Annotated in this window: 20 protein-coding genes; 8 read left to right on the top strand and 12 right to left on the bottom strand. The window is 61.6% G+C overall.

Annotated features, from left to right (window positions below):
• Positions 1 to 154 precede the first annotated feature (154 nt).
• Positions 155 to 2,191 (top strand): dermonecrotic toxin domain-containing protein, encoded by a 2,037-nt coding sequence (locus tag D8767_RS02465; protein ID WP_016712479.1) that lies wholly within the window; start codon positions 155 to 157, stop codon positions 2,189 to 2,191.
• A 64-nt stretch (positions 2,192 to 2,255) separates the two neighbouring features.
• Here D8767_RS02465 and betA read toward each other — a convergent pair whose 3' ends face one another.
• The 3 genes from betA to betI all read right to left on the bottom strand — a co-directional run bounded on the left by betA (position 2,256) and on the right by betI (position 6,200).
• The gene (gene betA / locus D8767_RS02470; RefSeq protein WP_016712478.1) at positions 2,256 to 3,953 is read right to left on the bottom strand and encodes a choline dehydrogenase; all 1,698 of its coding nucleotides are present in this window, start codon (positions 3,951 to 3,953) and stop codon (positions 2,256 to 2,258) included.
• A 78-nt stretch (positions 3,954 to 4,031) separates the two neighbouring features.
• Positions 4,032 to 5,504 (bottom strand): betaine-aldehyde dehydrogenase, encoded by a 1,473-nt coding sequence (gene betB / locus D8767_RS02475; RefSeq protein WP_016712477.1) that lies wholly within the window; start codon positions 5,502 to 5,504, stop codon positions 4,032 to 4,034.
• 39 nt (positions 5,505 to 5,543) lie between these two features.
• Positions 5,544 to 6,200, bottom strand: coding sequence for a transcriptional regulator BetI (gene betI / locus D8767_RS02480; RefSeq protein WP_016712476.1), 657 nt, complete (start codon positions 6,198 to 6,200; stop codon positions 5,544 to 5,546).
• A 533-nt stretch (positions 6,201 to 6,733) separates the two neighbouring features.
• Between betI and D8767_RS02485 the strand changes: the two genes are divergently transcribed.
• Entirely contained in the window at positions 6,734 to 8,680 is a 1,947-nt protein-coding gene (locus tag D8767_RS02485) for a BCCT family transporter (protein ID WP_230852945.1), read from the top strand.
• Positions 8,681 to 8,753: 73 nt separating this feature from the next.
• Here the strand turns inward: D8767_RS02485 and D8767_RS02490 are convergent, their stop codons facing one another.
• From D8767_RS02490 to gpmI, 4 genes are all read right to left on the bottom strand, one after another.
• Complete coding sequence (locus tag D8767_RS02490) at positions 8,754 to 9,521, bottom strand: divergent polysaccharide deacetylase family protein (protein WP_060709396.1); 768 nt, start codon at positions 9,519 to 9,521, stop codon at positions 8,754 to 8,756.
• Positions 9,522 to 9,529: 8 nt separating this feature from the next.
• A complete protein-coding gene (locus D8767_RS02495; protein WP_016712472.1) occupies positions 9,530 to 10,846 on the bottom strand; it encodes a S41 family peptidase in 1,317 nt (438 codons plus the stop codon).
• Between the two features lie 78 nt (positions 10,847 to 10,924).
• Positions 10,925 to 12,232 carry a murein hydrolase activator EnvC gene (locus D8767_RS02500; protein ID WP_016712471.1) on the bottom strand — a complete coding sequence of 436 codons (1,308 nt, stop codon included), beginning with the start codon at positions 12,230 to 12,232 and terminating at the stop codon, positions 10,925 to 10,927.
• Between the two features lie 141 nt (positions 12,233 to 12,373).
• On the bottom strand, positions 12,374 to 13,909 hold the full coding sequence (gene gpmI / locus D8767_RS02505; protein WP_016712470.1) for a 2,3-bisphosphoglycerate-independent phosphoglycerate mutase: 1,536 nt from the start codon (positions 13,907 to 13,909) through the stop codon (positions 12,374 to 12,376).
• A 206-nt stretch (positions 13,910 to 14,115) separates the two neighbouring features.
• On the opposite strand from gpmI, the gene D8767_RS02510 reads away from it, so the two are divergent.
• From D8767_RS02510 to secB, 3 genes are read left to right on the top strand one after another with little or no spacing between them, the layout of a single operon-like run.
• The gene (locus D8767_RS02510; RefSeq protein WP_016712469.1) at positions 14,116 to 14,529 is read left to right on the top strand and encodes a rhodanese-like domain-containing protein; all 414 of its coding nucleotides are present in this window, start codon (positions 14,116 to 14,118) and stop codon (positions 14,527 to 14,529) included.
• Position 14,530: 1 nt separating this feature from the next.
• On the top strand, positions 14,531 to 14,785 hold the full coding sequence (grxC, locus tag D8767_RS02515; RefSeq protein WP_016712468.1) for a glutaredoxin 3: 255 nt from the start codon (positions 14,531 to 14,533) through the stop codon (positions 14,783 to 14,785).
• 39 nt (positions 14,786 to 14,824) lie between these two features.
• Entirely contained in the window at positions 14,825 to 15,310 is a 486-nt protein-coding gene (secB, locus tag D8767_RS02520; RefSeq protein ID WP_016712467.1) for a protein-export chaperone SecB, read from the top strand.
• A 154-nt stretch (positions 15,311 to 15,464) separates the two neighbouring features.
• On the opposite strand, the gene trmL is transcribed toward secB, so the two are convergent.
• Positions 15,465 to 15,926, bottom strand: coding sequence for a tRNA (uridine(34)/cytosine(34)/5-carboxymethylaminomethyluridine(34)-2'-O)-methyltransferase TrmL (gene trmL, locus D8767_RS02525; protein ID WP_016712466.1), 462 nt, complete (start codon positions 15,924 to 15,926; stop codon positions 15,465 to 15,467).
• Here trmL and D8767_RS02530 point away from each other — a divergent pair.
• On the top strand, positions 15,925 to 16,362 hold the full coding sequence (locus D8767_RS02530; protein ID WP_016712465.1) for a hypothetical protein: 438 nt from the start codon (positions 15,925 to 15,927) through the stop codon (positions 16,360 to 16,362). The genes trmL and D8767_RS02530 overlap by 2 nt on opposite strands.
• Before the next feature lie 365 nt (positions 16,363 to 16,727).
• Here D8767_RS02530 and ntrC read toward each other — a convergent pair whose 3' ends face one another.
• From ntrC to glnA, 3 genes are all read right to left on the bottom strand, one after another.
• Positions 16,728 to 18,164 (bottom strand): nitrogen regulation protein NR(I), encoded by a 1,437-nt coding sequence (gene ntrC, locus D8767_RS02535; protein WP_016712464.1) that lies wholly within the window; start codon positions 18,162 to 18,164, stop codon positions 16,728 to 16,730.
• A complete protein-coding gene (gene glnL / locus D8767_RS02540; RefSeq protein ID WP_016712463.1) occupies positions 18,161 to 19,246 on the bottom strand; it encodes a nitrogen regulation protein NR(II) in 1,086 nt (361 codons plus the stop codon). Before glnL ends, ntrC begins: the two co-directional genes overlap by 4 nt.
• Before the next feature lie 357 nt (positions 19,247 to 19,603).
• Entirely contained in the window at positions 19,604 to 21,010 is a 1,407-nt protein-coding gene (glnA, locus tag D8767_RS02545) for a type I glutamate--ammonia ligase (protein WP_016712462.1), read from the bottom strand.
• A 402-nt stretch (positions 21,011 to 21,412) separates the two neighbouring features.
• Between glnA and thiI the strand changes: the two genes are divergently transcribed.
• Positions 21,413 to 22,867: a tRNA uracil 4-sulfurtransferase ThiI gene (gene thiI, locus D8767_RS02550; RefSeq protein WP_016712461.1), complete on the top strand. Its 1,455-nt coding sequence runs from the start codon at positions 21,413 to 21,415 to the stop codon at positions 22,865 to 22,867.
• 128 nt (positions 22,868 to 22,995) lie between these two features.
• Positions 22,996 to 24,816, top strand: coding sequence for a translational GTPase TypA (typA, locus tag D8767_RS02555; RefSeq protein WP_016712460.1), 1,821 nt, complete (start codon positions 22,996 to 22,998; stop codon positions 24,814 to 24,816).
• 122 nt (positions 24,817 to 24,938) lie between these two features.
• On the opposite strand, the gene D8767_RS02560 is transcribed toward typA, so the two are convergent.
• On the bottom strand, positions 24,939 to 25,343 hold the full coding sequence (locus D8767_RS02560) for a YkgJ family cysteine cluster protein (RefSeq protein WP_016712459.1): 405 nt from the start codon (positions 25,341 to 25,343) through the stop codon (positions 24,939 to 24,941).
• Positions 25,344 to 25,519: the final 176 nt, after the last annotated feature.

The following is a 25,519-nucleotide window of genomic DNA, read 5'->3' on the forward strand; positions in this document are numbered from 1 at the left end:
GAAGGGACGTGGTAGCGGATTTTTCAGCAAAAGCTAGCAGGTCGCGTGCCAATCGATTCTAACCTGAGGCTGATGCGGGCTGTAAAGCGATACCGCACTGTAGTTACGGCTTGCGGATGTAGTGGTGCCCCCCACAGTCAGGCAGCCGAGTAACATGAACGATAAACAACGCCTCCCTCTTGCCCAGGTGGCCCAGCGCCTGCTCGGGCAATTTCCAGATCTGCACGGCATGGCGCGCGAGGCGGCGGGCCATGTGCTGCGCCACCAGCTGGGATACTGGCTGGACCCGGACACGCTCTACTGGCATGAATTCAAGTCAACGGCCAACAGCCCCCGCAGCTACACCGGCTGGCGCCACCGTGGGCCGCCGCGGCGGTCGCTGAGCCTGACCGAGCTGGTTATCCAACGCTTCAGCCCTCAGCAGCAGACTGCTGCCGATGAGTTGAGTGTCTACGGCGGTTTCTACCGGGTGGATGCCAGCCATAGCGATTATGACGAGCGTAACGAAGTGCGGCTCGACCCGCAGGCGATGCTGAAGGCGTTCTGGCAAATGGATTTTGCGGGGCGCTACAGCGAGGCACTGAGCCGTTTTCGCGAGCAGCGTGGCGAAGATTACTGCGTACTGGCCCGCGCTCGCTTTCTTGCCGCTGTCGGTCAATCCGTGCTGAGCGAACCTGAGCGGCGTGAACTGCTGGCGGCAACACTCCGTGTGACGAAGCTGCCGAGTAGCCTGAAAGCCTTGCGCGAGGATTACCCTGCAAATGCCCGGGGTGGCTGGTGTGCGCTGTCCGGCCATGCCCCTGATGCCAAGCCACTGTTCCTGTACACGCTCAAGACCGGTAGAGCGTGCGCTTTTCTACCCGCTGCGCAGGATGTGCTGCTGGTATTTGGCGGCCGCCAGGCGTTACAGGCTTGGATTGCAGCGCATGCTTTTTCGAATGACACGCAGCGGCAAGCTGTTGTGGGTGACCTGTTCATTCGTGTTCGTGAGATGTTCATGGATGCGCTGGTCCATGAGGCCCACGAACGGCTGACCACCAATGCACAGCTGCGCAAGGCCGAATGGCTGGCTGGGTTGCAGGCTGCAAGCATGTTGATTGCGCCGATGGCGCCACTGGGTTGGCCAGTGATCCTGACGTCGCTCGGGCTTGGCACTGCGAGCCTGGCCCTGCACCTGGACCGTGCGCTCAATGGCAAGGCGGCCTGGCGCACGGCTGCCTGGTGGGCGGTGGTTGTGGATGTGCTGTTCATTCTGCTCGATGCGGCAATGCTGCGTGCCAGTGAGCTGTTCACCGATGCCCGCCTGCCGCCACGCGTGGCAGGCCAGGCGCAAACCGTCGTTGCCAAGGTGGACTGGGCGCGCTACATGGCACCGGCTGCAGACGAGTTGCTGGCCATGTCGGATCAGGCCTTGGCTCGCCAGGCCGCTTTGCTTGGAGCGGTGCCTTGGGCCGATCTCGACAGCGTAGGTGCCGGCGGTGCTTATCTCGATGCTTTCAGTGAGCCCTACCCGGTTTACCGCGATGAGCATGGCTTTGGCTCGGCCGCCATTGCCGAATACACCAGCTCGCCGGAGCGCTACAACAACTTGTGGCAAGGTTTGCCTTTGGAAGGCTCGCGTGCAGAGAGCATCCAGCGCAGCCACGACCTTGCACATGCGCTTGGGCAATTAGGCTTGAACAATCAAGTGCGGCTGTACCGTGCGGCGTCCGGCCTGCGTGGTTCTGGCATACCGACGACGGGCGAGGGTGCCCTTGCAGTGGGCGACGTGTTGGTGACCAGCGATTTCACGTCGTTCACAGAAAACCCTTATGCCCTGTGGGAGGTGTTCAACGACCCGCAGACCCAGGCGAGCGGAAAGGGGGCTTTTGGCGACAATGCGTTGGTGTATGTGCTGGAGCCGGGTGAGAACGTGCAGGCAATGCCGATCGGGCCGTTCTCAAGGCGTCCGGACGAGGCGGAGTCGCTGATGATGCCGGGGCGTTATTTGCAGGTTGAAAAGCTGACGCCGGTGAAGGGAGGCAATCATCGCTTCATGGAAGTGTGCCTGAAGGCACTGGCGCGGGCGCCGGAGGGGGCGAGGGTGCGTGAGATGCGCACGGGGGCCTTGTTCGACCGTCAGGTGATGGCTGAACGATTGGGTGTGGAGGATGACGGGTTGATGCGTACGTTTTTTGCGGTACCGACGTGACACATCTTTGATGTCAGCCAATCAAGTGATTTGGGGCTGCAAAGCAGCCCCATTAGTACTGCTGTCAGCCTTGCTTCACTTCACGCATCGGCTTGCCCTTCACCGGTGCATCGCCCGCCACGTAGTACTTGGCGGTGCTGCGCGGCAGCGGCTTGCGTCCACGGATCTTGTCCGAGATTTTCTCGGCGATCATGATCGTGGTGGCGTTGAGGTTGCCGGTGATGATCAGCGGCATGATCGACGCATCGACCACACGCAGGCCCTTCATGCCGTGCACACGGCCTTCGCCGTCGACCACTGCCATGTCATCGGTGCCCATCTTGCACGAGCAGGACGGGTGGAAGGCAGTTTCGGCGTGCTCGCGGATGAACTTGTCCAGTTCTTCGTCGGTTTGCACGTGGGCGCCCGGGCTGATTTCGCGGCCACGGTACGGGTCCAGCGCCGGCTGGGCCATGATTTCACGGGTCAGGCGGATGCCGTCACGGAATTCCTGCCAGTCCTGCTCGGTGGACATGTAATTGAACAGGATGCTCGGGTGTTGGCGCGGGTCCTTCGATTTGACCTGGATGCGGCCGCGGGCAGGGGAGCGCATGGAACCCATGTGCGCCTGGAAACCGTGTTCCTTCACGCCATTGGAGCCGTTGTAGTTAATGGCCACTGGCAGGAAGTGGTACTGAATGTTCGGCCATTTGAATTCAGGGCGGGTACGGATGAAACCGCCAGCCTCGAACTGGTTGCTGGCGCCGATGCCGGTGCCGTTGAACATCCACTCGGCACCGATGGCCGGCTGATTCCACCACAGCAGCGAGGGGTACAGCGACACCGGCTGGGTGCAGGCGTACTGCAGGTATAGCTCCAGGTGGTCCTGCAGGTTTTCGCCAACGCCCGGCAGGTCGTGCACCACCGGGATGTCGAGGCTTTCCAGCAGGGCACGCGGGCCGACGCCGGAACGTTGCAGCAGTTGCGGCGAAGCGATGGCGCCGGAGCTGACGATCACTTCCTTGCGCGCACGGGCTTCAACGCGCTCTTCGCTGTCGCCGACCAGGTAGGTCACGCCAACGGCGCGCTTGCCGTCGAACAGCACGCGGTCACTCAGGGCGTGGGTGACGATGGTCAGGTTCGGGCGCTTCTTGGCCTGGTCCAGGTAGCCACGGGCGGTGCTGGAACGGCGGCCGTTCTTGGTCACGGTACGGTCCATGGGACCGAAGCCTTCCTGCTGGTAGCCGTTGAGGTCTTCGGTGCGCGGGTAACCGGCCTGCACGCCGGCTTCGATCATGGCGTGGAACAGGGGGTTGTTGCCCGCTTTTGGCGTGGTCACGCTGACCGGGCCTTCGCCGCCGTGATAGTCGTTCGGGCCGATGTCGCGGGTTTCGGCTTTACGGAAGTACGGCAGGCAGTCCAGGTAGGTCCAGTCTTCCAGACCTGGCAGTTCTGCCCAGCCGTCGAAGTCCATGGCGTTACCGCGGATGTAGCACATGCCGTTGATCAGCGACGAGCCGCCCAGGCCCTTGCCGCGGCCACATTCCATGCGGCGGCCGTCCATGTACGGCTCCGGGTCGGTCTCGTAGGCCCAGTTGTAGCGGCGGCCCTGCAGCGGGAAAGCCAGTGCGGCTGGCATCTGGGTGCGGAAGTCGAAGCGGTAGTCGGGGCCACCGGCTTCCAGCAGCAGTACGGTAACGCCGGCGTCTTCGGTCAGGCGGGTCGCCAGGGTGTTACCGGCGGAGCCTGCGCCGACGATGATGTAATCGAATTCTTGGGACATGAAAGTACCCTCGTGTTGGCGGTGATCAGGGAGCGGGAACGCCCGCGCACGGCGGCACGGGCGTGGCTGGACTGGGCCTTAGAAGACCGAGTTGTAGCCGCCCAACTCGACCTGGACCGACTTGATGCGGGTGTATTGAGCCAGCGAGCTGACGCCGTTCTCACGGCCGACGCCCGACTGCTTGTAGCCACCGACCGGCATTTCGGCCGGCGATTCGCCCCAGGCGTTGATCCAGCAGATACCGGCTTCCAGCTTGTGGATGATGCGGTGGGCGCGGGTGATGTCGTTGGTGCACACACCGGCGGCCAGGCCGTACTCGGTGTCGTTGGCACGACGGATCACTTCTTCTTCGGTTTCGTAGGTGAGGATGCTCATCACCGGGCCGAAGATTTCTTCCTTGACGATGGTCATGTCGTCGGTGCAGTCGGTGAACACGGTCGGGGCCACGAAGGCGCCCTTGGCGAAGTCACCGGCAGTCAGACGCTCGCCGCCGCACAGCACGCGGGCACCTTCTTCTTTGCCCTTGGCGATGTAGCCCAGCACGTTTTCCATGTGCGGGAAGCTGACCAGCGGGCCGAAGTTGGTGTTTTCGTCTTCTGGGTTGCCAACGCGAATGCGGGCAACGCGCTCGGCGATCTTGGCTTCGAAAGCCGCTTTCATCTGCGCAGGGATGAACACGCGGGTGCCGTTGGTGCACACCTGGCCCGAGCTGTAGAAGTTGGCCATCATGGCGATGTCGGCGGCCTTGTCCAGGTCGGCGTCGGCGCAGATGATCAGGGGCGACTTGCCGCCCAGTTCCATGGTCACTTCCTTCAGCGACGAGCTGGACGCGCTGGCCATGACCTTCTTGCCGGTGGTGGTGCCGCCGGTGAAGGACACTTTTTCAATGCGTGGGTGCTCGGTCAGCCAGGTGCCGACTTCGCGGCCGCTGCCGGTCAGGACGTTGAACACGCCGTTTGGCAGGCCGGCCTCGGTGTAGATCTCGGCCAGTTTCAGGGTGGTCAGCGAGGTGACTTCCGACGGCTTGAAGATCATCGCGTTGCCAGCGGCCAGGGCCGGGGCGGACTTCCACAGGGCGATCTGGATCGGGTAGTTCCAGGCACCGATACCTACGGTGACGCCCAGCGGCTCGCGACGGGTGTAGACGAAGGACGATTCGCGCAGCGGGATCTGCTCGCCTTCGATGGCCGGTACCAGGCCTGCGTAGTATTCCAGCACGTCGGCGCCGGTGACGATGTCGACATAGCGTGTTTCGGAGTACGACTTGCCGGTGTCCAGGGTTTCCAGCATGGCCAGCTCGTCGTTGCGCTCGCGCAGGATGTCGACGGCGCGGCGCAGGATGCGCGAACGCTGCATGGCAGTCATCGCTGCCCAGACTTTCTGGCCGCGCTCGGCGCTTTCCACAGCCTTCTCGACGTCAGCCTGGGTGGCACGCTGTACGTGGGCGAGGACTTCGCCGGTGGCCGGGTTGATGGCTTCGAAGGTGGCATCGCTGCCAGCGTCGACGTAAGCGCCATCAATGTAGAGTTTTTGCGTTCCGAAACGGGCCATAGTGTCCTCGCAAGTGCAGTGTGTGGTTTGGCTTGCGCGTCACGCTCCAGCCGGGTTGGCAAGGGCCGTGCGCGGTTGTTCAGCGGCCTGGTCGTTTGTACCCAGGGTGTGCTGTTTAGCCAGTTGTAGATCCATGTATTCGTAAGCAATCCGTATCGCCTGGTCGGTGTCGAATGCATCACCCGACAGGGCACCACGCAGCCACAGGCCATCGATCAAAGCTGCCAGGCCGCGGGCTGCCTTGCGCGCATGGTAGAGCGGCAAGGCGCGGCGGAACTGGCAGCACAGGTTGGAATACAAGCGGTGGTCGTTGATCCGCTGCAACCTGTGCAAATCGGGCTGGTGCATGCTGGAAGCCCAGAAGGCCAACCAGGTTTTCATTGCCGGGCCGTTCACCTGGCTGGCATCGAAGTTGCCCTCGATGATCACTTTCAGGTGGGCGCGCGGGCTGTCGTCCTTCAGGGCCTGGCGACGTGCTCGAACACCTTCGTTGAGCATGTTCATGATGTAGCCCATCGTCGCTGCAATCAGGCCGTTCTTGTCCCGAAAGTAGTGACTGATGATGCCGTTCGACACACCGGCCAAACGGGCAATCAGCGCAATGCTGGCGTCCCCCAGACCGACCTGATCGACCGCCTGTAACGTGGCTTCGATCAACTGCTGGCGGCGGATGGGTTGCATACCGACCTTGGGCATCTTGCTATCTCCTCAGGCCTGCGAGCAGACGACGGGCGGCTGACTCGGCGAAGGCCAGTCTATTTTGTTTTGATTGAACGTTCAATCAATAAAGAATAAGCTCTGCGACAATTTGTGCCATTGACAGTTTTTCAGGCGGTCGAGAAGGCACGAGTTGACACCCCAGGAAATCGCGTAACCCCCGGAATACAAGGCGTTGACGGGCATGAGCGATGCGAAATGCAGATTTCGCCGTACGGTCACTGGCCCTGCGACAGGCCCTTGGAGCGGGCGGGGTGATCTGTGACGAATGCGCGCACCTCTGCCGAGGTGTGGCTTTTTCAGCAGGCCACCTGTCTGTTTTTTTGCAACGTATCGATTCGGGATCACGGTTTCCAGGGTGCTTTTATAACACCTGATGCAGTGGGGATATTCCACCAATTGCTCGGGAAAGACTGATTAGCCTCCACAGCCGCACTGCCCGGAGCATTCGTGCAATGAGTTCTGCCTCACTTACCAAGCCCCCCGCCGAGAGGGTACGGGTCAACCGCGTGGTGTTCTTCACCTCCGCGCTGATGATCCTTGTTCTGACTGCCTTGCTGATCGCTGTACCCGAAACCGCCGGCCAGGTGCTGGGCGTGGCCCAGAAATGGCTGACGCGCACCTTTGGCTGGTACTACATGCTGGTGATTTGCGGTTACCTGCTGTTTGTCGTCTACCTGGCCTTCTCCGACTACGGCAGCCTCAAGCTGGGCGGCAAGGACGACCAGCCGGACTTCAGCTACGGCGCCTGGGCCGGCATGCTGTTCTCGTCCGGTATCGGTATTTCGCTGCTGTACTTCGGCGCGTCCGAACCGCTGGACCACTACTTCAACCCACCGGAAGGCACCCCGGCCAGCCTCGAAGCTGCGCGCCAGGGCCTGCAACTGACCTTCCTGCACTGGGGCCTGCACGGCTGGGCAATCTATGCCCTGGTCGGCCTGGCCGTGGGTTACTTCGCCTACCGCCACAACCAGCCGCTGGCACTGCGCTCGGCGCTGTACCCGCTGGTGGGTGAGCGTTGGGTCAAGGGCGCTGCCGGCAACGCCGTGGACATCTTCGGCATGTTCGTGACCCTGCTGGGCCTGGTGACCAACCTGGGGATCGGCTCGATGCAGGTGTCTTCCGGCCTGGAATACCTGTTTGGCATGGACCACAGCAAGACCAACCTGCTGGTGGTGATCCTGGTCATGGCCGGTGTGGCCACCGTGGCGGCGGTTTCGGGTGTGGAAAACGGCATTCGCCGCCTGTCCAACCTGAACATCATGCTGTTCAGCGGCCTGCTGATCTTCGTACTGCTGGGTGGTGAAACCCTGCACCTGCTCAACGGCTTCGTGCAGAACATCGGTGACTACCTGAACGGCATCGTGCTGAAAACCTTCGACCTGTATGTGTATGAAGGCGAGGCGGGCAAGTCCGAGCGCTGGCTGGGCCTGTGGACCGTGTTCTACTGGGCCTGGTGGATTTCCTGGGGGCCGTTCGTCGGCATGTTCATTGCCCGTATCTCCAAGGGCCGCACCGTGCGCCAACTGGTGATGGGCGTGCTGCTGATCCCGCTGGGCTTTACCCTGGCCTGGCTGTCGATCTTCGGCAACACCGCGCTGGACCTGGTGATCAACCAGGGCGCCGTGGAGCTGGGCAAGACTGCGCTGGAACAACCGTCGATGTCGATCTACCAGCTGCTGGAATACTTCCCGGCGGCCAAGATCGTGATCGGTGTAGCGGTGTTTGTGGGCTTTGTGCTGTTCCTCACCCCGGCCGACTCAGGCGCGGTGATGATGGCCAACTTGTCGTGCAAAGGCGGCAAGGTCGACGAAGACGCCCCGCACTGGATGGTGGTGTTCTGGTCGGTGGTTATCACCCTGGTCACCATCGGCCTGCTGTTTGCCGGTAACTTCGAAGCCATGCAGACCATGGTGGTGCTGGCGGGCCTGCCGTTCTCGGTGGTGCTGGTGCTGTTCATGTTCGGCCTGTACAAGGCCATGAAGCAGGACGTGGCGGTGGAAAGCGAGCGCGCCGAGCTGGCCGCCCGTGGCCGTCGCGGCTTCAGCGAGCGCCTCACCCAGCTGGAGCTGCAGCCGACCCAGGCCGTGGTGCAGCGCTTCATGGACAAGCAGGTTAGCCCGGCGCTGAAAGAAGCGGCCGCGCAACTGCAAACCCTGGGCTTCGAAGTGGAAACCCGTGTTGGCCAGTCGCGCAACATGATGGGCCTGCGGGTGATGATGGACGAGGGTAACCCGTTCGTTTACGAAGTCAGCCTGGACGGCTACATGGCCGCGCCGAGCGAGGCGCCGGTGGAAGGCGAGCCGGAAGTGCGCCAGCGCTTCTACCGTGCCGAGGTGTACTTGCACGACGGCAGCCAGGAGTACGACCTGATGGGCTTTGCGCCGGAGCAGATCGTGCGTGATGTGCTGGACCAGTTCGAAAGCCACCGCCAGCTGTTGGGGCGTGTGTATAGCTGATTGCTGTTTAGGTAAAAGAAAACCCGCTCACCTGAGCGGGTTTTTTATTGGGCCGCGTTGTAGCCCCTGTTTCTCAGCGATTGGTGTAGCGGCCATTCTTGCCATGCCCAGGCATCGCTTGGTTGCTTCGCAGGGCAATCATTTGGCTGAGCTTGATCAGTTCGATGCCTTGGCCTCTGAGCTGTGGCAGTGCCCGCTCCAGCACATCGAGAGTCTGAGGATAAGGATGCCCGATCAACACAGCCGAACCCTGCTTGCGCGCCAGGGCGATGCCTTGCTGTAACTGCCCGCTGATGGCCTCGGTAGTGCGCACATCGTCGAGGAACACATCACGCGAAACGTGGGCCAGGCCGATGCGCTGGGCTTCGGCAGCCGCTACGGTGGCCGCGCTGGTGCGGCTGTCGACGAAGAACAGGTGACGTTGTTGCAACTCACCCATCAACCAGGCCATGGGCTCACGCTGGGCGGTCATCCGGCTGCCCATGTGGTTGTTGATGCCGGCGGCGAATGGCACCTTGGCCAAGGCTGCGTCCAACCTGCTGGCCAGGACCGGCAGCGGCAACTCGGGGTGCCAGGCATAGGGACCGGTCGCAGGGTCCATCGGCATGTGCAGGATCACCGTCTTGCCAGCTTTGTGTGCCTGACGAGCGAAATCGCTGGCATGCGGGGTGTCGGGCATGATTGCCATGGTCACCGGGCCGGGCAGGGCGAGGGTGCGGCTGTCCCGCTCGGTGCTCTGGCCCAGGTCGTCGATGATGATGCTCATGTAGGCCTTGTTGGCCGGTGCCGCTTGCGCGACCCCGGCCAACAGGCAGAACAACAGACACAGCAGATACCGCATAGGGTGAATCACTTGCCTGAGGTGATGTTCAGCCCTTTGAGCAGGCTCAGCGCCTGGCTCAACTGGAAGTCGTCATCCTGTGGGCGCTCTTTGCGCTTGCTGCTGCCGGTCGGGCGGTCGGCGCCGCCGTTGCCGTTGCCCAGGTGGCCCTGCAGGTCGGCTTCCTTGAAATTGTCGGTGTCGACTTCAGCGGTGAGCTTGGCCGGACGCACTTCGATATCGGGAACGATGCCCTGGGCCTGGATCGAGCGGCCATTGGGGGTGAAGTACAGCGCGGTGGTGAGTTTCAGGGCACGGTCGTTGGCCAGCGGCAACACGGTCTGCACCGAGCCTTTGCCGAAGCTGTCGGTACCCATCAGCACGGCGCGTTTCTGGTCCTGCAGGGCGCCGGCGACAATCTCGGAGGCCGAGGCACTGCCGCCGTTGATCAGCACTACCAGTGGCACGCCTTCGCTGGCGTCGGCCGGGTCGGCGGAGAAGCGCAGTTCGGAGTTGGCGATGCGGCCTTTGGTGTAGACGATCAAGCCCTTGGTCAGGAAGTGGTCGGCCACTTCCACCGCCGATTGCAGTACGCCGCCCGGGTTGTTGCGCAGGTCCAGCACGACGCCGCGCAGCTTCTTGCCGTTGTCCTTGCGCAGCTTGGCCAGGGCCTTGCCCACTTCGTCGCCGGTCTTGACCTGGAACTGGGTGATACGGATGTAGCCGTAGTCGTTTTCCAGCAGCTGGCTCTTCACGCTCTTGACCTGAATGACCGCGCGGGCCAGGGTCACGTCAAACGGGTTGCCGCCGTCGCGCACCAGGGTCAGGGTGATTTTTTCGCCAACCTTGCCGCGCATCTTGTCGACCGCTTCGGTCATGGTCTGGCCGCGGGTGGGGGCGCCGTTGATCTTGACGATCAGGTCGCCGGCCTGCACGCCAGCCCGGGAGGCCGGGGTGTCATCGATAGGCGAGACCACCTTGATGAAGCCGTCTTCCTGGCCCACTTCGATGCCCAGCCCGCCGAACTCGCCGCTGGTGCTTTCCTGCAGCTCCTGGAAGTCCTCGGGGCCGAGGTAGGCCGAGTGCGGGTCAAGGTTGCTGAGCATGCCTTTGATGGCGTTTTCCAGCAGGGTCTTGTCGTCCACTGGCTCTACATAGGCCGCCTTGATGCGGTCCATGACCTCGGCGAAGGTACGCAGCTCTTCCAGCGGCAGTGGCGCCTTGGCCGTGACCTCGGTGGCAGGCACTGCGGCGGCCTTGGCCGGCTCGGCAGCGATGGCCAGGGGCGCACCGACCGCCAGGGCGATGGACAGGGCCAGCTGGGTGAGACGAGGCGAGTGCAGCATGTCGAACGAACTCCTGATCCTGTAAGCGCTCCCTGGGGAGCATCGGCGCAGCACTCAGGCTACGCCGTAGAAATTTGACTAGCCCCGGCACCATTGCGAAGGGTCGGTCGGCCGGCCCTGCTGGCGGATGGCGAAGTACAAGCCTGCCGCGTCCTGGCCGCCGCTGTCGCCAACGGTGGAAATGGCTTCACCGGCCTTGACGATATCACCGGCGCTCTTGAGCAGGCTCTGGTTGTGGCCGTACAGGCTCAGGTAACCGTTGCCATGGTCGAGAATGACCAGAAGCCCTGCACCGCGCAACCAGTCGGCGAACACTACACGCCCGCCGTGCACCGCACGTACCTGGGTGCCTGGGTTGGCGCTGATCATCACCCCGTCCCATTTGGCACGGGCATCGCTGCCGCGGGCATCCCCGAAGCGTGCCAGCAATCGACCGTTGACTGGCCAAGGAAGTTTTCCCCGTGCGGAAGAAAATGCACCGCCATAGCTTGCGCCGTCGGTGGAAACCATCGGGCCGAGCGTGGTACGGGCCTTTTTCGGTGGCTCCACGGGTTCCTTGGCTTGTTCGCGGGCGGCGGCGGCGGCCAGGGCTTCCTGCTGGCGGCGCTTTTCCGCTTCCTGCTGGGCCAGCAAGGCTTTCTTGCGCGCTTCCTCGGCTTCGCGGGCCTGACGGGCCAGGGTTTCCTCGATGGTCTTGAGGACTTTGGACAGGTCGGCCTGGTCCTGCTCGCGGGCCTGCAACTTCTGGTCGCGGTCCTTCATGTCGCCATTGAGCTTGGCCAGCACCTGCTGGCGCTTGCCGCGCTCGGCTTCCAAGGCCTGGCGGCGGCTGTCGAGGTCGGCGCGCTGGGCCAGCAACTGCTCCTGCTGGGTGGCAATTTCCTGCTCGACGTTGCCCAGCTGGCGCAGGGTCTCGTTGAAGGTGCGCAGTTGTTCCAGGCGCGCCTTGCTGATGTAGTCGTAGTAGGTGAGGGTGCGGGCGAACTTCTCAGGGTTCTGCTGGTTGAGCAGCAGCTTGAGGTATTCCTCGCGGCCGTTGTTCTGGTAGGCCGAGCGGGCCTGGATGGCGATCAGCCGTTGTTGTTCAACGCGGGCGCTCTGGAGTTTTTTTTTCTCGGTATCAAGGCGCTCCAGATCGCCCTCGGTCTTTTTTAGCTCTTGCTGCAGCGCCTCCACCTGTTTTTCGAGGTTGCCGATGTCGGTCTCGGTGGCTTTGAGGTCCTTTTGCACACCGGCCTTTTCTTCCTGGAGCTTGCCCAGCGTCTTCTTGAGCTCGGCAATGTCCTGGCGGGTGGCGTCCAGTTGCTGCTGGGTCTGCGCACGCTCATCGGCGAAGGCCGGGCTGAGCAGGCAAGACAGGGCTAGGAGAATCAGGGCGCGAAGCATGGGGTTTGGCGTACCAAGGATGGAGACTGGCCTAGTATGCCCGCCCGGGCGGGCAAAAAAAACGCCTCGCTGCGGGTGCAGAGGGGCGTTTGTCCGGAATTCATGTGCAAAGGGGCTGCTTTGCAGCCCCAACCCACCGAATCAGGCGTCAACCAGGATCGAGGTGCCGGTCATTTCCACCGGCTTCTCAAGCCCCAGTAGCTTCAGCATGGTCGGTGCCACGTCGGCCAGCACGCCGCCATCACGCACTTTCACGTTGCGCTTGCCCACATAGATGAACGGCACCGGCTCGGTGGTGTGCGCGGTGTGCGCCTGGCCGGTGCATTCGTCTTCCATTTGCTCGACGTTGCCGTGGTCGGCGGTGATCAGCGCTTCGCCGCCCACCTTGTCCAGCGCTTCAACGATGCGGCCGACGCAGCCGTCCAGGGCCTCGACGGCTTTCACGGCCGCCTCGAACACGCCCGTGTGGCCGACCATGTCGCCGTTGGCGTAGTTGACCACGATCACGTCATAGCGTTGCTGCTCGATGGCTTCGACGATGCGGTCGGTCACTTCCGGTGCGCTCATCTCCGGCTGCAGGTCGTAGGTAGCAACCTTCGGCGATGGAATGAGGATGCGTTCCTCGCCTTCGAACGGCTCTTCGCGGCCGCCGGAGAAGAAGAAGGTGACGTGAGCGTATTTCTCGGTTTCGGCGATGCGCAGCTGGGTCTTGCCGTTTTTCGCCAGGTACTCGCCCAGCACGTTGTGCAGGCTGGCCGGGGCGAAGGCCGCAGGGGCCGGAATCTTGGCCGAGTACTGGGTCAGGCCGATGTAGGCCGCCAGTTTTGGCAGGCGGGCACGCGGGAATTCGTTGAAGTCGGCTTCGACGAACACGCGCGACAGCTCGCGGGCACGGTCGGCGCGGAAGTTCATGAAGATCACGGCATCGCCGTCTTCGACCTTGACCGCTTCGCCAACGCGGGTGGCCTTGACGAACTCGTCGCTCTCGTCGCGTGCGTAGGCCGCTTCCAGCCCAGCCAGCGCGGTGTCGGCGGTATATTCGGCGGCGCTGTCGACGATCAGGTTGTAGGCGGCGCTGACGCGGTCCCAGCGGTTGTCGCGGTCCATGGCGAAGTAGCGGCCGATCAGGCTCGCGATGCGGCCCTTGCCCAGTTTGGCGAAGGTGGCGTCGAGCAGTTCGATGGACGACTGCGCGCTGCGCGGCGGGGTGTCGCGGCCATCGAGGAAGGCGTGCAGGTAGATTTTTTCTGCACCGCGCTGCGCGGCCAGTTCGGCCATGGCCACCAGATGGTCCTGGTGGCTGTGTACGCCGCCATCGGACAGCAGGCCGAGGATGTGCACGGCCTTGCCGGCACTGGCGGCCTTGTCCACGGCGCCGGTGAGCACGGGGTTTTCGAAGAATTCGCCGTCACGGATGGCCTTGGTCACCCGGGTGAAGTCCTGGTACACGACGCGGCCGGCGCCGAGGTTCATGTGACCGACTTCGGAGTTGCCCATCTGCCCGTCCGGCAGGCCGACATCCATGCCCGAACCGGAAATGAGGCCGTGCGGCTGGCTGGCGCGCAGGCGGTCATAGACCGGTGTGTTGGCGGCGTAGATGGCGTTGTATTCGGGGCTTTCGCTGTGGCCGAAGCCATCCAGGATGATCAGGACCAGGGGTTTGGGCGTACTCGTCATCAATCAAACTCACGGTTGTTCAAAGATGATAAAGACACGCATTTTAGGGCAAATCCGCCACCAGCGGCGAATATTCGTCCTGTTGCCTGACCAGCGCGCCCGATGTAGCAACATGAAGGTACCTTTCCGGCCGGCCTGTCGGGCTTTGGTGGCACTGGGGGGCTGTGTATACTGGCCGGCATTTTCAATCGCCTGGAACACCGCTGATGGTTGCTCACCTGATTCAATTCGCGACAGATCACTACATCCTGGTTGCGATCTTCGTTGTTCTGCTGGTCCTGCTGCTGCTCAATGAAATCCGCCGTGGCGGCCAGAGCCTGAGCAACGGCCAGCTGACCGCCCTGGTCAATGCCGACAAGGGTCTGGTCGTCGACATCCGTACTTCCAAGGAATATGCCGCCGGCCACATCGTCGGTGCGATCAACATTCCGCAGGACAAGCTGGCCACCCGCATGAGCGAGCTGGACAAGCACAAAGAGAAGACCCTAATCGTCGTCGACGCAATGGGCCAGCAGTCCGGCACCCACTGCCGCGAACTGCTCAAGGCTGGCTACACCGCTGCCAAACTGAGCGGTGGCGTTTCCAGCTGGAAAGCCGATAACCTGCCCCTGGTGAAGTGATATGAAGCCCGTCATCGTCTATTCCAGCGACTACTGCCCCTACTGCATGCGCGCCAAGTACTTGCTTGAGAGCAAAGGCGTGGCGTTCGAGGAAATCAAGGTCGACGGCAAACCGCAGGTGCGCGCCGAGATGAGCCAGAGGGCCGGCCGTACGTCGGTGCCGCAGATCTGGATCGGCAGCACCCATGTCGGTGGATGCGATGACCTCTATGCCCTGGAGCGCGCCGGCAAGCTCGACGCGCTGCTGGCGGCCTGATTTGCACTGCATTCAAAAACATTAGGATAAGGATCTGCCATGACTGACCAACAGACCAACGGCGCTGCTGCAGAAGACAACAGCCCACAGTTTTCCCTGCAGCGCATCTACGTGCGCGATCTGTCGTTCGAAGCCCCGAAAAGCCCGCAGATCTTCCGCCAGAGCTGGGAGCCGAGCGTTGCGCTGGACCTGAACACCAAGCAGAAAGCCCTGGAAGGCGACTTCCACGAGGTGGTGCTGACCCTGTCGGTTACCGTCAAGAACGGTGACGAAGTAGCGTTCATCGCTGAAGTACAGCAGGCCGGTATCTTCCTGATCGCCAACCTGGATGCAGCTTCGATGAGCCACACCCTGGGTGCGTTCTGCCCGAACATCCTGTTCCCGTACGCCCGTGAGACCCTGGACAGCCTGGTGACCCGCGGTTCGTTCCCGGCCCTGATGCTGTCGCCGGTCAACTTCGACGCACTGTATGCGCAAGAACTGCAACGCATGCAGGAAGCGGGCGCTGCGCCGACTGTGCAGTAATCACTGCCGGTATCAAGAAAGCGCCTCTCGGGGCGCTTTTTTATTGCCTGTGCGGGCCTCTTCGCGGGGCAAGCCCGCTTCCACAATGGTTTGGCGTACACATTTAAATGTGGGAGCGGGCTTGCCCCGCGAAGAGGCCGTTCCTGCCCATGCATCAACTGCCGGCAAACGCATTCTGCCGCCACGCCTCATACACGGTCACCGCCACAGTGTTCGACAGGTTCAAGCTACGGCACCCAGGCCGCATTGGCAGGCGCAGGCGCTGCTCAGCCGGCAAGCTGTCCAGCACCTCGGCTGGCAACCCGCGGCTCTCTGGCCCGAACAGGAAGGCATCACCCGGTTGATAGGCCACTTCATGGAACGGGTGCGAGCCCTTGGTGGTAAAGGCGAACAGCCGTGGATTGCCCAGGCTTTCCAGGCATCCGGCCAGGCTCTCATGGCGCTTGAGCGTGGCATACTCGTGGTAGTCCAGCCCCGCACGGCGCAGGCGCTTGTCGTCCAGTTCGAAACTGATGGGTTCGATCAGGTGCAGGTGGCAGCCGCTGTTGGCGCACAGGCGAATGATGTTGCCGGTATTTGGCGGAATTTCTGGTTGAAAAAGGATGACGTGAAACATGCACGGCTCCAAGCGTGAAGATGACGGGCATTCTACCCCTGAACCGGACGTGCGTTCGAAGGCCTTCCCACGGATGATGCTGTCGCTGGCGATCGTTGGCGTCATGGTCGGGTTGATGATTGGCCGCCTGACAACGCCCGAAGAGCGGGTGTTGCAGCAGGTGGAGGTGGTGCAGGACGGCCTGGACCTTTGGTTCAATGAAGAACCGCAGCTGCACGGCGAGAACGTGGAAGGGACGGTTGCGTTGCTGTTCCAGGCCCAGGGCAAGGCCCAGCAAGGGCAATTGAGCCTGGCGGGGAAGCCAGTTAGCTGGCGGGTGCAGAAGAGCAAGGAAGGCTTGTTGCTGACAGTGGTGGCCGCGCGTCCCCTGCACGGCGAGTGGGCCGGTACAGAGGACGCTGGGCGTTGGCGTGTGCAGGTGAAGCTGCACGAATAAAAGAGGGGATATCCCGGCCTGCCTGTACCAGGGTCCCCAAAAGGGGTACTGCGTGTTGCGTGTAAAGGGGGGATGTCCCGGCCTGCCTGTACCGAGGTCCCCAAAACGGGCGGTGTTGCGAATAAAAGAGGGGTTCACCCGGCCTGCCTGTACCAGGGCCCCCGAAACTGGGTATGTATTAGGTATTGCAGGGGGCGTGCCAATTTTGCAAAGCCCGTAAATATTGGGCTTTGAGGGGTATTTGGCCGGTTTTTGAGGGGATTTGTGCCTTCCAGAGGTGCATTGGGCACAGGATCGGTGCATCGGTAGGCTGAAATGGCTGGGGCCGCAAAGCGGCCCCAGGGATCTTGCAGGATTACCGAGAGTTAGTGGTCGTCACCTTCCTCGTCATCACCGCCCGCCACATTCATCCCCAGCTCCTTGATCTTGCGGGTCAAGGTATTACGCCCCCAACCCAGTAAAAGCGCCGCATCCCGGCGCCGACCGGCGGTATGCTTGAGCGCCGTCTCGATCATGATCCGCTCAAAGCTCGGCACCGCGCTGTCCAGCAGGTTCGACTGCCCGCGCGCCAACGCCTGGTCGGCCCACTGGCGTAAGGCCTGCTCCCAGTTGGTGACCGGTGCGGCGTCCTGCGGCAGGTTTAGCAGTTCAGGCGGCAGGTCGCCGATCAGCACCTCTCGGCTGGAGGCCATCACGGTGATCCAGCGGCAAGTGTTCTCCATCTGCCGCACGTTGCCCGGCCACGGCAGGTTGCGGATGAACTCTTCGGTCTCCGGCTTGAGAATTTTCGGCTCCACCGCCAGCTCCTGGGCGGCGCGGGCGAGGAAATGGCGGGCGAGGGCGGGGATGTCCTCACGGCGGTCGGCCAGCCGAGGAATATGGATGCGAATCACGTTCAGGCGGTGGAACAAGTCTTCGCGGAACTTGCCGGCCTGCACCAGCGACTCCAGGTTCTGGTGGGTCGCGGCAATGATGCGCACATCGACCTTGACCGGCACGTGGCCGCCAACGCGATAAAACTCGCCATCGGCCAGCACCCGCAGCAGGCGGGTCTGGGTGTCGGCAGGCATGTCACCGATTTCGTCGAGGAACAGCGTGCCGCCATCCGCCTGCTCGAAGCGGCCCCGGCGCAGGTTGGCGGCACCCGTGAAGGCGCCTTTCTCATGGCCGAACAGTTCGGACTCCATCAAGTCCTTGGGGATGGCGGCCATGTTCAGGGCAATGAACGGCGACGCCGCACGCGGGCTGTGGCGGTGCAGCGCATGGGCGACCAGCTCTTTACCGGTACCCGACTCACCGTTGATCAATACGGTGATGTTGGAGTGGCTGAGGCGGCCGATGGCGCGGAACACCTCCTGCATGGCCGGTGCTTCGCCGATGATTTCGGGTGTGCGCGCCAGGTTCTGTGGCACATCCAGCCCTTGTTGTTCCTGGGCATGCTGGTTGGCACGTTTGACCAGCGAGACAGCCTCGTCCACGTCGAACGGCTTGGGCAGGTATTCGAAGGCACCCCCCTGGTAAGACGCCACGGCGCTGTCCAGGTCGGAATGAGCGGTCATGATGATGACCGGTAGGCGTGGGTGCTGCTCGCGAATCTGTGCCAGCAGGTCGAGGCCGCTGGCACCCGGCATGCGGATGTCGGAAATGATCACGTCCGGTTGCTGGCGCGCAAGGCGGCCCATCACACCATCTGCGCTGTCGAAGCTCTGGGTGGTCATGCCTTCCTGTTGCAGGGCTTTTTCCAGTACCCAGCGGATGGAGCGATCATCGTCGACGATCCATACGGTTTCACTTCGGCTCATGAGGCGGTGGCTCCTTGTTCCAGAGGCAGGTAGATCGAAAAGGCGGTGTGGCCTGCGTGGCTTTCACACTCGATCAGGCCCTGGTGCTGGCTGATGATGTTCTGGGTAATGGCCAGGCCCAGCCCGGTACCGTCGGGGCGGCCACTGACCATGGGATAGAAGAGGGTGTCTTGCAGTTCCGGCGGGATGCCCGGGCCGTTGTCGATGATTTCCACCCGCGCCACCAGACGATGGCGCACATGGCCGATGGTGAACTGGCGCAAGGCGCGGCTGCGCAGGGTGATGCGGCCCAGGCGCAGCTCGTTCTGCGAACTGATTGCCTGCATGGCGTTACGCACGATGTTGAGGACGGCCTGGATCATCTGTTCGCGGTCGATCAAGACGTCCGGCAGGCTCGGGTCGTAATCGCGCACCAAAGTGATGCAACCCTGGCTTTCGGCCTCGACCAGGCTGCAGACCCGCTCCAGCACTTCGTGGATGTTGGTCATGGCCAGCGACGGCAGCTTGTTCGAGCCGAGCATGCGGTCTACCAGGTTACGCAGGCGGTCGGCTTCTTCGATGATTACGTTGGTGTAGTCGCGCAGGCCTTCCTCGGGCAATTCGCGTGACAGCAACTGCGCCGCGCCACGGATGCCGCCGAGGGGGTTCTTGATTTCGTGAGCCAGGCCGCGCACCAGCATCTTGGTGGTTTCCTGTTTGCTCAGCTGGGCCTCTTCCTTGGTGATACGCAGCAGCCGGTCGCGCGGGTGAACCTCCAGCAACAGCAGGGTCTGGCCCTGGTTGAGGATGGGGGTTACCGCGTAGTCGACTGTGATGGTCTGTCCGGTCAGCGAGGTGAGCTGCGCTTCGCGCTTGGTGAACGGGTGCGCCTGTTCGACCGCCTGGCGCAACGAGCTGAGCGCTTCGGTCGACTCGGTGAACAGCTCGCTGATGAACTGCCCATGGCTACGTTGCCCGCTGACAGCCAGCAGCATTTCCGCAGCCGGGTTCATGTACTCCAGGCGCAGCTCGGCATTGAGCAGCAACGTGGCGGTGGTCAGGTTGTCCAGAAGCAGACGGTGCTGTGCATCGCTGATGGTCATAAGGCGTCGTTGACCTCTTTTGGCGCTTGCCTGGCACTGCTTTGGCCAGGGCCAGGTGCGGTGGCCCCGCCGATGCGAGGCTCTCTACCTGCAAGAAATGCAAGAAACAAACCAAAGCTCCGAAAAGAAGCGGGATTTGCCGATAATGGCCTGTATCTGCGCAAATTCGGATCAGAAACTCTGGATGAAACGTTTCATCTGAACCAGATTGGGGAGCAAATAGGGGCATGGCGCTTTGTTATGCACCAAGATAGAGCATAGCGTGGGTGAGGTGATTTCTGTGTGGCGCAGAAACGAAAACGGCCTCCCGAGGGAGGCCGTTCCTGATCATGTCATCGGCGCGAGGCGCCGATCAGATCAGCAGCTGTAGTACAGCTCGTATTCCAGCGGGTGCACGAAGGTACGGACCTTGATCTCTTCTTCCGATTTCAGCTCGATGAAGGCATCGATGAAGTCGTCGGAGAACACGCCGCCCTTGGTCAGGAACGCACGGCCTTTGTCCAGCTCTTCCAGGGCTTCTTTCAGGCTGCCGCACACTTGCGGAATGTCCTTGGCCTCTTCTGGTGGCAGGTCGTACAGGTTCTTGTCGGCAGCATCGCCTGGGTGGATCTTGTTCTGGATGCCGTCCAGGCCGGCCATCAGCAGGGCCGCGAAGGCCAGGTACGGGTTGGCCGATGGGTCCGGGAAGCGTGCTTCGATACGGCGGGCTTTCGGGCTGCCGACGTAAGGAATACGGATCGAGGCGGAACGGTTACGCGCCGAGTAGGCCAGCATTACCGGGGCTTCGAAGCCTGGTACCAGACGCTTGTACGAGTTGGTCGACGGGTTGGTGAAGCCGTTCAGGGCCTTGCCGTGCTTGATGATACCGCCGATGAAGTACAGGGCGGTGTCGGACAGGCCGGCATAGCCTTCACCCGAGAAGGTGTTCTTGCCGTCTTTCCAGATCGACATGTGTACGTGCATGCCCGAACCGTTGTCGCCGTACAGTGGCTTCGGCATGAAGGTGGCGGTACGGCCGTAAGCGTCGGCAACGTTATGCACGACGTATTTCAGGGCTTGTACTTCGTCAGCCTTCTTCACCAGGGTGTTGAACTTGACGCCGATTTCGTTCTGGCCGGCAGTCGCCACTTCGTGGTGGTGAACTTCAACGGTCTGACCCATTTCTTCCAGTGCGTTGCACATGGCAGTACGGATTTCGTGGTCGTGGTCGAACGGCGGAACCGGGAAGTAGCCGCCTTTCACGCCTGGGCGGTGGCCTTTGTTGCCGCCTTCCACGTCAGCACCGGTCATCCACGAGCCTTGCTCGGAGAAGATCTTGAACATCGAGCCGGAGATGTCCGACTGGAACTTCACTTCGTCGAAGATGAAGAATTCTGGCTCGGGGCCTGCGAATACGGTGTCACCGATGCCGGTGCTCTTCAGGTACTCTTCGGCGCGCTTGGCGATTGCGCGTGGGTCACGATCGTAGCCCTGCATGCTCGACGGGTCGACGATGTCGCAGGTGATGATCAGGGTTGGTTCTTCGGTGAACGGGTCCAGCACGGCGGTTTCGTCAACCGGCATCAGGATCATGTCGGAAGCTTCGATGCCTTTCCAGCCAGCGATGGAGGAACCGTCGAACATCTTGCCGACTTCGAAGAAGTCCTCGTCCAGCGCATCACGCGACGGCATGGTCACGTGGTGCTGAATGCCTTTGGTGTCCGTGAAACGCAGATCAATCCACTTGACGTCATGATCTTTGATGAGTTGAACCGACTTCGACATGTTGTCCTCCGGATGGTCTAGAGCGCGGTGGGCCGCTGCCCTGGAAAAAGGGTGTTGCCGGGCGCGGATAGTCGGCCAAGCTTACCTGCCTCACAAGGGAGCAAATTGCATGCCAGTGCCCGAAAATGGCGAGGGCGGGATAAAAGGGGGCGTTTGCGGGCATTTGGCGCGCGGGTGATGGCGAAAAATGCACCCTTAAGATGCGGGCTTTGGTATCAATGCACCAAAGAAGTGCATTGCTTGATTTGTGTGGCGCCTGGGCGATCGATCTCACGGGCACCGCAAAACCCCCGCCTTGCATTTATCTGAAAGCTTCTGATCAAAAGTTGGTCAAATCCTGAGCAATTTCCGCTATAATTCGCGCCCCTCATTTTCGGCAGGCCCTGCGCGCGCTGTTAACCAATGAAACTTATCGTCAAAGTCTTCCCAGAAATCACCATCAAGAGCCGGCCGGTGCGCAAGCGCTTCATCCGCCAGCTCGGCAAGAACATCCGCAACGTGCTCAAGGACCTCGACCCTGAGCTCGCGGTCGATGGTGTCTGGGACAATCTCGAAGTGGTCACCCGCGTCGAAGACGAGAAAGTCCAGCGCGAGATGATCGAGCGCCTCACCTGCACGCCGGGTATCACCCACTTCCTGCAGGTAGAGGAATACCCGCTGGGTGACTTCGACGACATCGTCGCCAAGTGCAAGCACCACTTCGGCCACTTGCTGGCCGGCAAGCACTTCGCCGTGCGCTGCAAGCGCGGTGGCCACCATGACTTCACCTCGATGGACGTCGACCGCTACGTCGGCAGCCAGCTGCGCCAGCAATGCGGCGCCGCCGGCATCGAGCTGAAGAACCCTGAAGTGCTGGTGCGCATCGAAATCCGCGACCAGCGCCTGTACGTGATCCACAACCAGCACAACGGCATCGGCGGTTACCCGCTGGGCGCCCTGGAGCAGACCCTGGTGCTGATGTCCGGTGGTTTCGACTCCACCGTGGCGGCCTACCAGATGATGCGCCGTGGCCTGATGACCCACTTCTGCTTCTTCAACCTCGGCGGCCGTGCCCACGAGCTGGGCGTGATGGAAGTGGCCCATTTCCTGTGGAAAAAGTACGGAAGCAGCCAGCGTGTGCTGTTCATCAGCGTGCCGTTCGAAGAAGTGGTCGGCGAAATCCTCAACAAGGTCGACAACAGCTACATGGGCGTCACCCTCAAGCGCATGATGCTGCGCGGTGCCGCGCACATGGCCGACCGCCTGCAGATCGACGCGCTGGTCACCGGCGAGGCGATTTCCCAGGTGTCCAGCCAGACGCTGCCGAACCTGTCGATCATCGACTCGGCCACCGACAAGCTGGTGCTGCGCCCGTTGCTGGCCAGCCACAAGCAGGACATCATCGACCAGGCCACCGAAATCGGCACCGCCGATTTCGCCAAGCACATGCCAGAATACTGCGGCGTGATCTCGGTAAACCCGACCACCCACGCCAAGCGCCACCGCATGGAGCATGAAGAAAAACAGTTCGACATGGCCGTGCTGGAGCGCGCCCTGGAGCGCGCCAAATTCATTTCCATCGACCATGTGATCGATGAGCTGGGCAAGGACATCGAAATCGAGGAAGTGGCCGAAGCGTTGCCAGGCCAGATCGTCATCGACATTCGTCACCCCGATGCCCAGGAAGACGAACCCCTGGCGCTGGAAGGTATCGAAGTCCAGGCCATGCCGTTCTACGCGATCAACAGCAAGTTCAAGCACCTGGACCCCACGCGCCAGTACTTGCTGTATTGCGACAAGGGTGTGATGAGCCGTTTGCACGCACACCACCTGCTCAGTGAGGGACATGCCAATGTGCGTGTTTATCGTCCGACATAAGACGCCGGGGCTGTATGGCGGCAGTATCCGCCATCGCCCTCCCGACCGCCGGGCCCGCTGAGCCTTAAACAGTACATATTGGCCGCCTACACTGGGCGGCAACCAAATCCTCTGATCGAGATACACTTGTGATCGAAAATCTGCGTAACATCGCCATCATCGCCCACGTTGACCATGGTAAAACCACCCTGGTCGACAAACTCCTGCGTCAGTCCGGCACTCTGGAGCGTAACGAGCTCAACGACGAGCGCGTCATGGACTCCAACGACCAGGAAAAAGAGCGCGGTATTACCATTCTGGCGAAAAACACCGCCATCAACTGGAACGGCTACCACATCAACATCGTCGACACCCCCGGCCACGCCGACTTCGGTGGTGAGGTTGAGCGTGTAATGTCGATGGTCGACTCCGTGCTGCTGCTGGTCGACGCCCAGGACGGCCCGATGCCGCAAACCCGCTTCGTGACCAAGAAAGCCTTCGAAGCCGGCCTGAAGCCAATCGTCGTGATCAACAAGGTTGACCGCCCGGGCGCACGTCCTGACTGGGTTCTGGACCAGATCTTCGACCTGTTCGACAACCTCGGTGCTACCGACGAACAGCTGGACTTCAAAGTCGTCTACGCCTCGGCCCTGAACGGCATTGCCGGCCTGGACCACACCGAAATGGGCGAAGACATGACCGCCCTGTACCAGTCGATCGTCGACAACGTACCTGCACCGTCTGTTGACCGTGACGGCCCGTTCCAGATGCAGATCTCCGCACTGGACTACAACAGCTTCCTCGGCGTTATCGGCGTTGGCCGTATTGCCCGTGGTCGCGTTAAGCCGAACACCCCGGTTGTTGCCATCGACACCAACGGCAAGAAGCGTAACGGCCGTATCCTGAAGCTGATGGGCCACCACGGCCTGCACCGTGTAGACGTTGAAGAAGCCCAGGCTGGCGACATCGTCTGCATCAGCGGTTTCGACGAGCTGTTCATCTCCGACACCCTGTGCGCCCCGGATGCGGTAGAAGCGATGAAGCCGCTGACCGTTGACGAGCCGACCGTTTCCATGACCTTCCAGGTCAACGACTCGCCGTTCTGCGGTAAAGAAGGCAAGTTCGTCACCAGCCGTAACATCAAGGACCGTCTGGACAAAGAGCTGCTGTACAACGTTGCTCTGCGCGTTCAGGAAACCGATTCCCCTGACAAGTTCAAGGTATCGGGCCGTGGTGAGCTGCACCTGTCGGTTCTGATCGAAACCATGCGCCGTGAAGGTTTCGAGATGGCCGTAGGCCGTCCTGAAGTAATCATCCGCGAAGTTGACGGCGTGAAGCAGGAACCGTTCGAGAACGTCACCATCGACATCCCTGAAGAATCCCAGGGCAAGGTGATGGAAGAGATGGGTCTGCGTAAAGGCGACCTGACCAACATGGTTCCGGATGGCAAGGGTCGTGTGCGCCTGGAGTACAACATTCCAGCCCGTGGTCTGATCGGCTTCCGTAACCAGTTCCTGACCCTGACCAACGGTGCAGGCATCCTGACCTCGATCTTCGATCGTTACGACACCATGAAGTCGGGCCAGATGTCCGGCCGCCTGAACGGCGTTCTGGTTTCGGTCGAAACCGGCAAGGCGCTGACCTACTCGCTGGAAACCCTGCAGGCGCGCGGCAAGCTGTTCGTCGAGCACGGTCAGGAGATCTACAACGGTCAGATCATCGGCCTGAACAGCCGTGACAACGACCTGGGCGTGAACCCGACCAAAGGCAAGAAGCTCGACAACATGCGTGCTTCGGGCAAAGACGAAGTCATCGCCCTGGTACCGCCAGTTCGCCACACCCTGGAACAGGCCCTGGAATTCATCCAGGACGACGAGCTGTGCGAAGTGACGCCTAAGTCGATCCGTCTGCGCAAGAAGATCCTGGACGAAGGCGAGCGTACCCGCGCTGCCAAGAAAGCCAAGAACTGAGTTAGCTCAGGCTGAATGAAAACGCCCCCGGTCGAAAGGCCGGGGGCGTTTTTTTATGCCTTCAGGAATTGTGCTGCCCTCTTCGCGGGCAAGCCCACGAAGCGGCACTTGAAGGCTAACGATCAGCGCCCAACCACCTTGGGCTTGTACGCACAATACCCCGGTCGCGGCCCAACCTTGGGGTGGTTGCGACAGGTATCCGGGCGCTTGTCATAAATGGTGCACAGCCGGCTCTTGCGATCCAGGTACATGCAGTCATCGTTGCTCATCCGGGTCAGGGTGAAGATGCCCGACTTCTGGTTGAAGCGCTCGATGATGCCTTCCTTCTGCAGGCGTTTGGCCACGTTTTTCGGCGGCTCGTCTTTTTCGAACTCGTCTACCACGCCGATACGGATCAGATCCTTGATCTTCACCTCCACCGGCAGGGTGCAACAGGTCGAGTGGCAGCCACCGCACATGTGGCTGGCATAGCGCTGCCAAGTCTCCAGGCGGTCGACTTCGGCGGCGGCGATCAGGGTCGTTTTCATCGTTATAGGGTGGATCACGGTCTTGGGGCGCGCGATGATACCGGAATTGTTCAATTTATGAACAACCTTTTGCCGGAATCGCAGAGTGGGCATGAAAACTGCGAACCGTAACTGTCACTCCCGGTCGAAGGGTCTAGTCTCAACAATCTCCCTCCGCTTTCGTCAACTTGCCCGAG

Source organism: Pseudomonas sp. LTGT-11-2Z, assembly GCF_003691445.1.
Classification (GTDB): domain Bacteria; phylum Pseudomonadota; class Gammaproteobacteria; order Pseudomonadales; family Pseudomonadaceae; genus Aquipseudomonas; species Aquipseudomonas monteilii.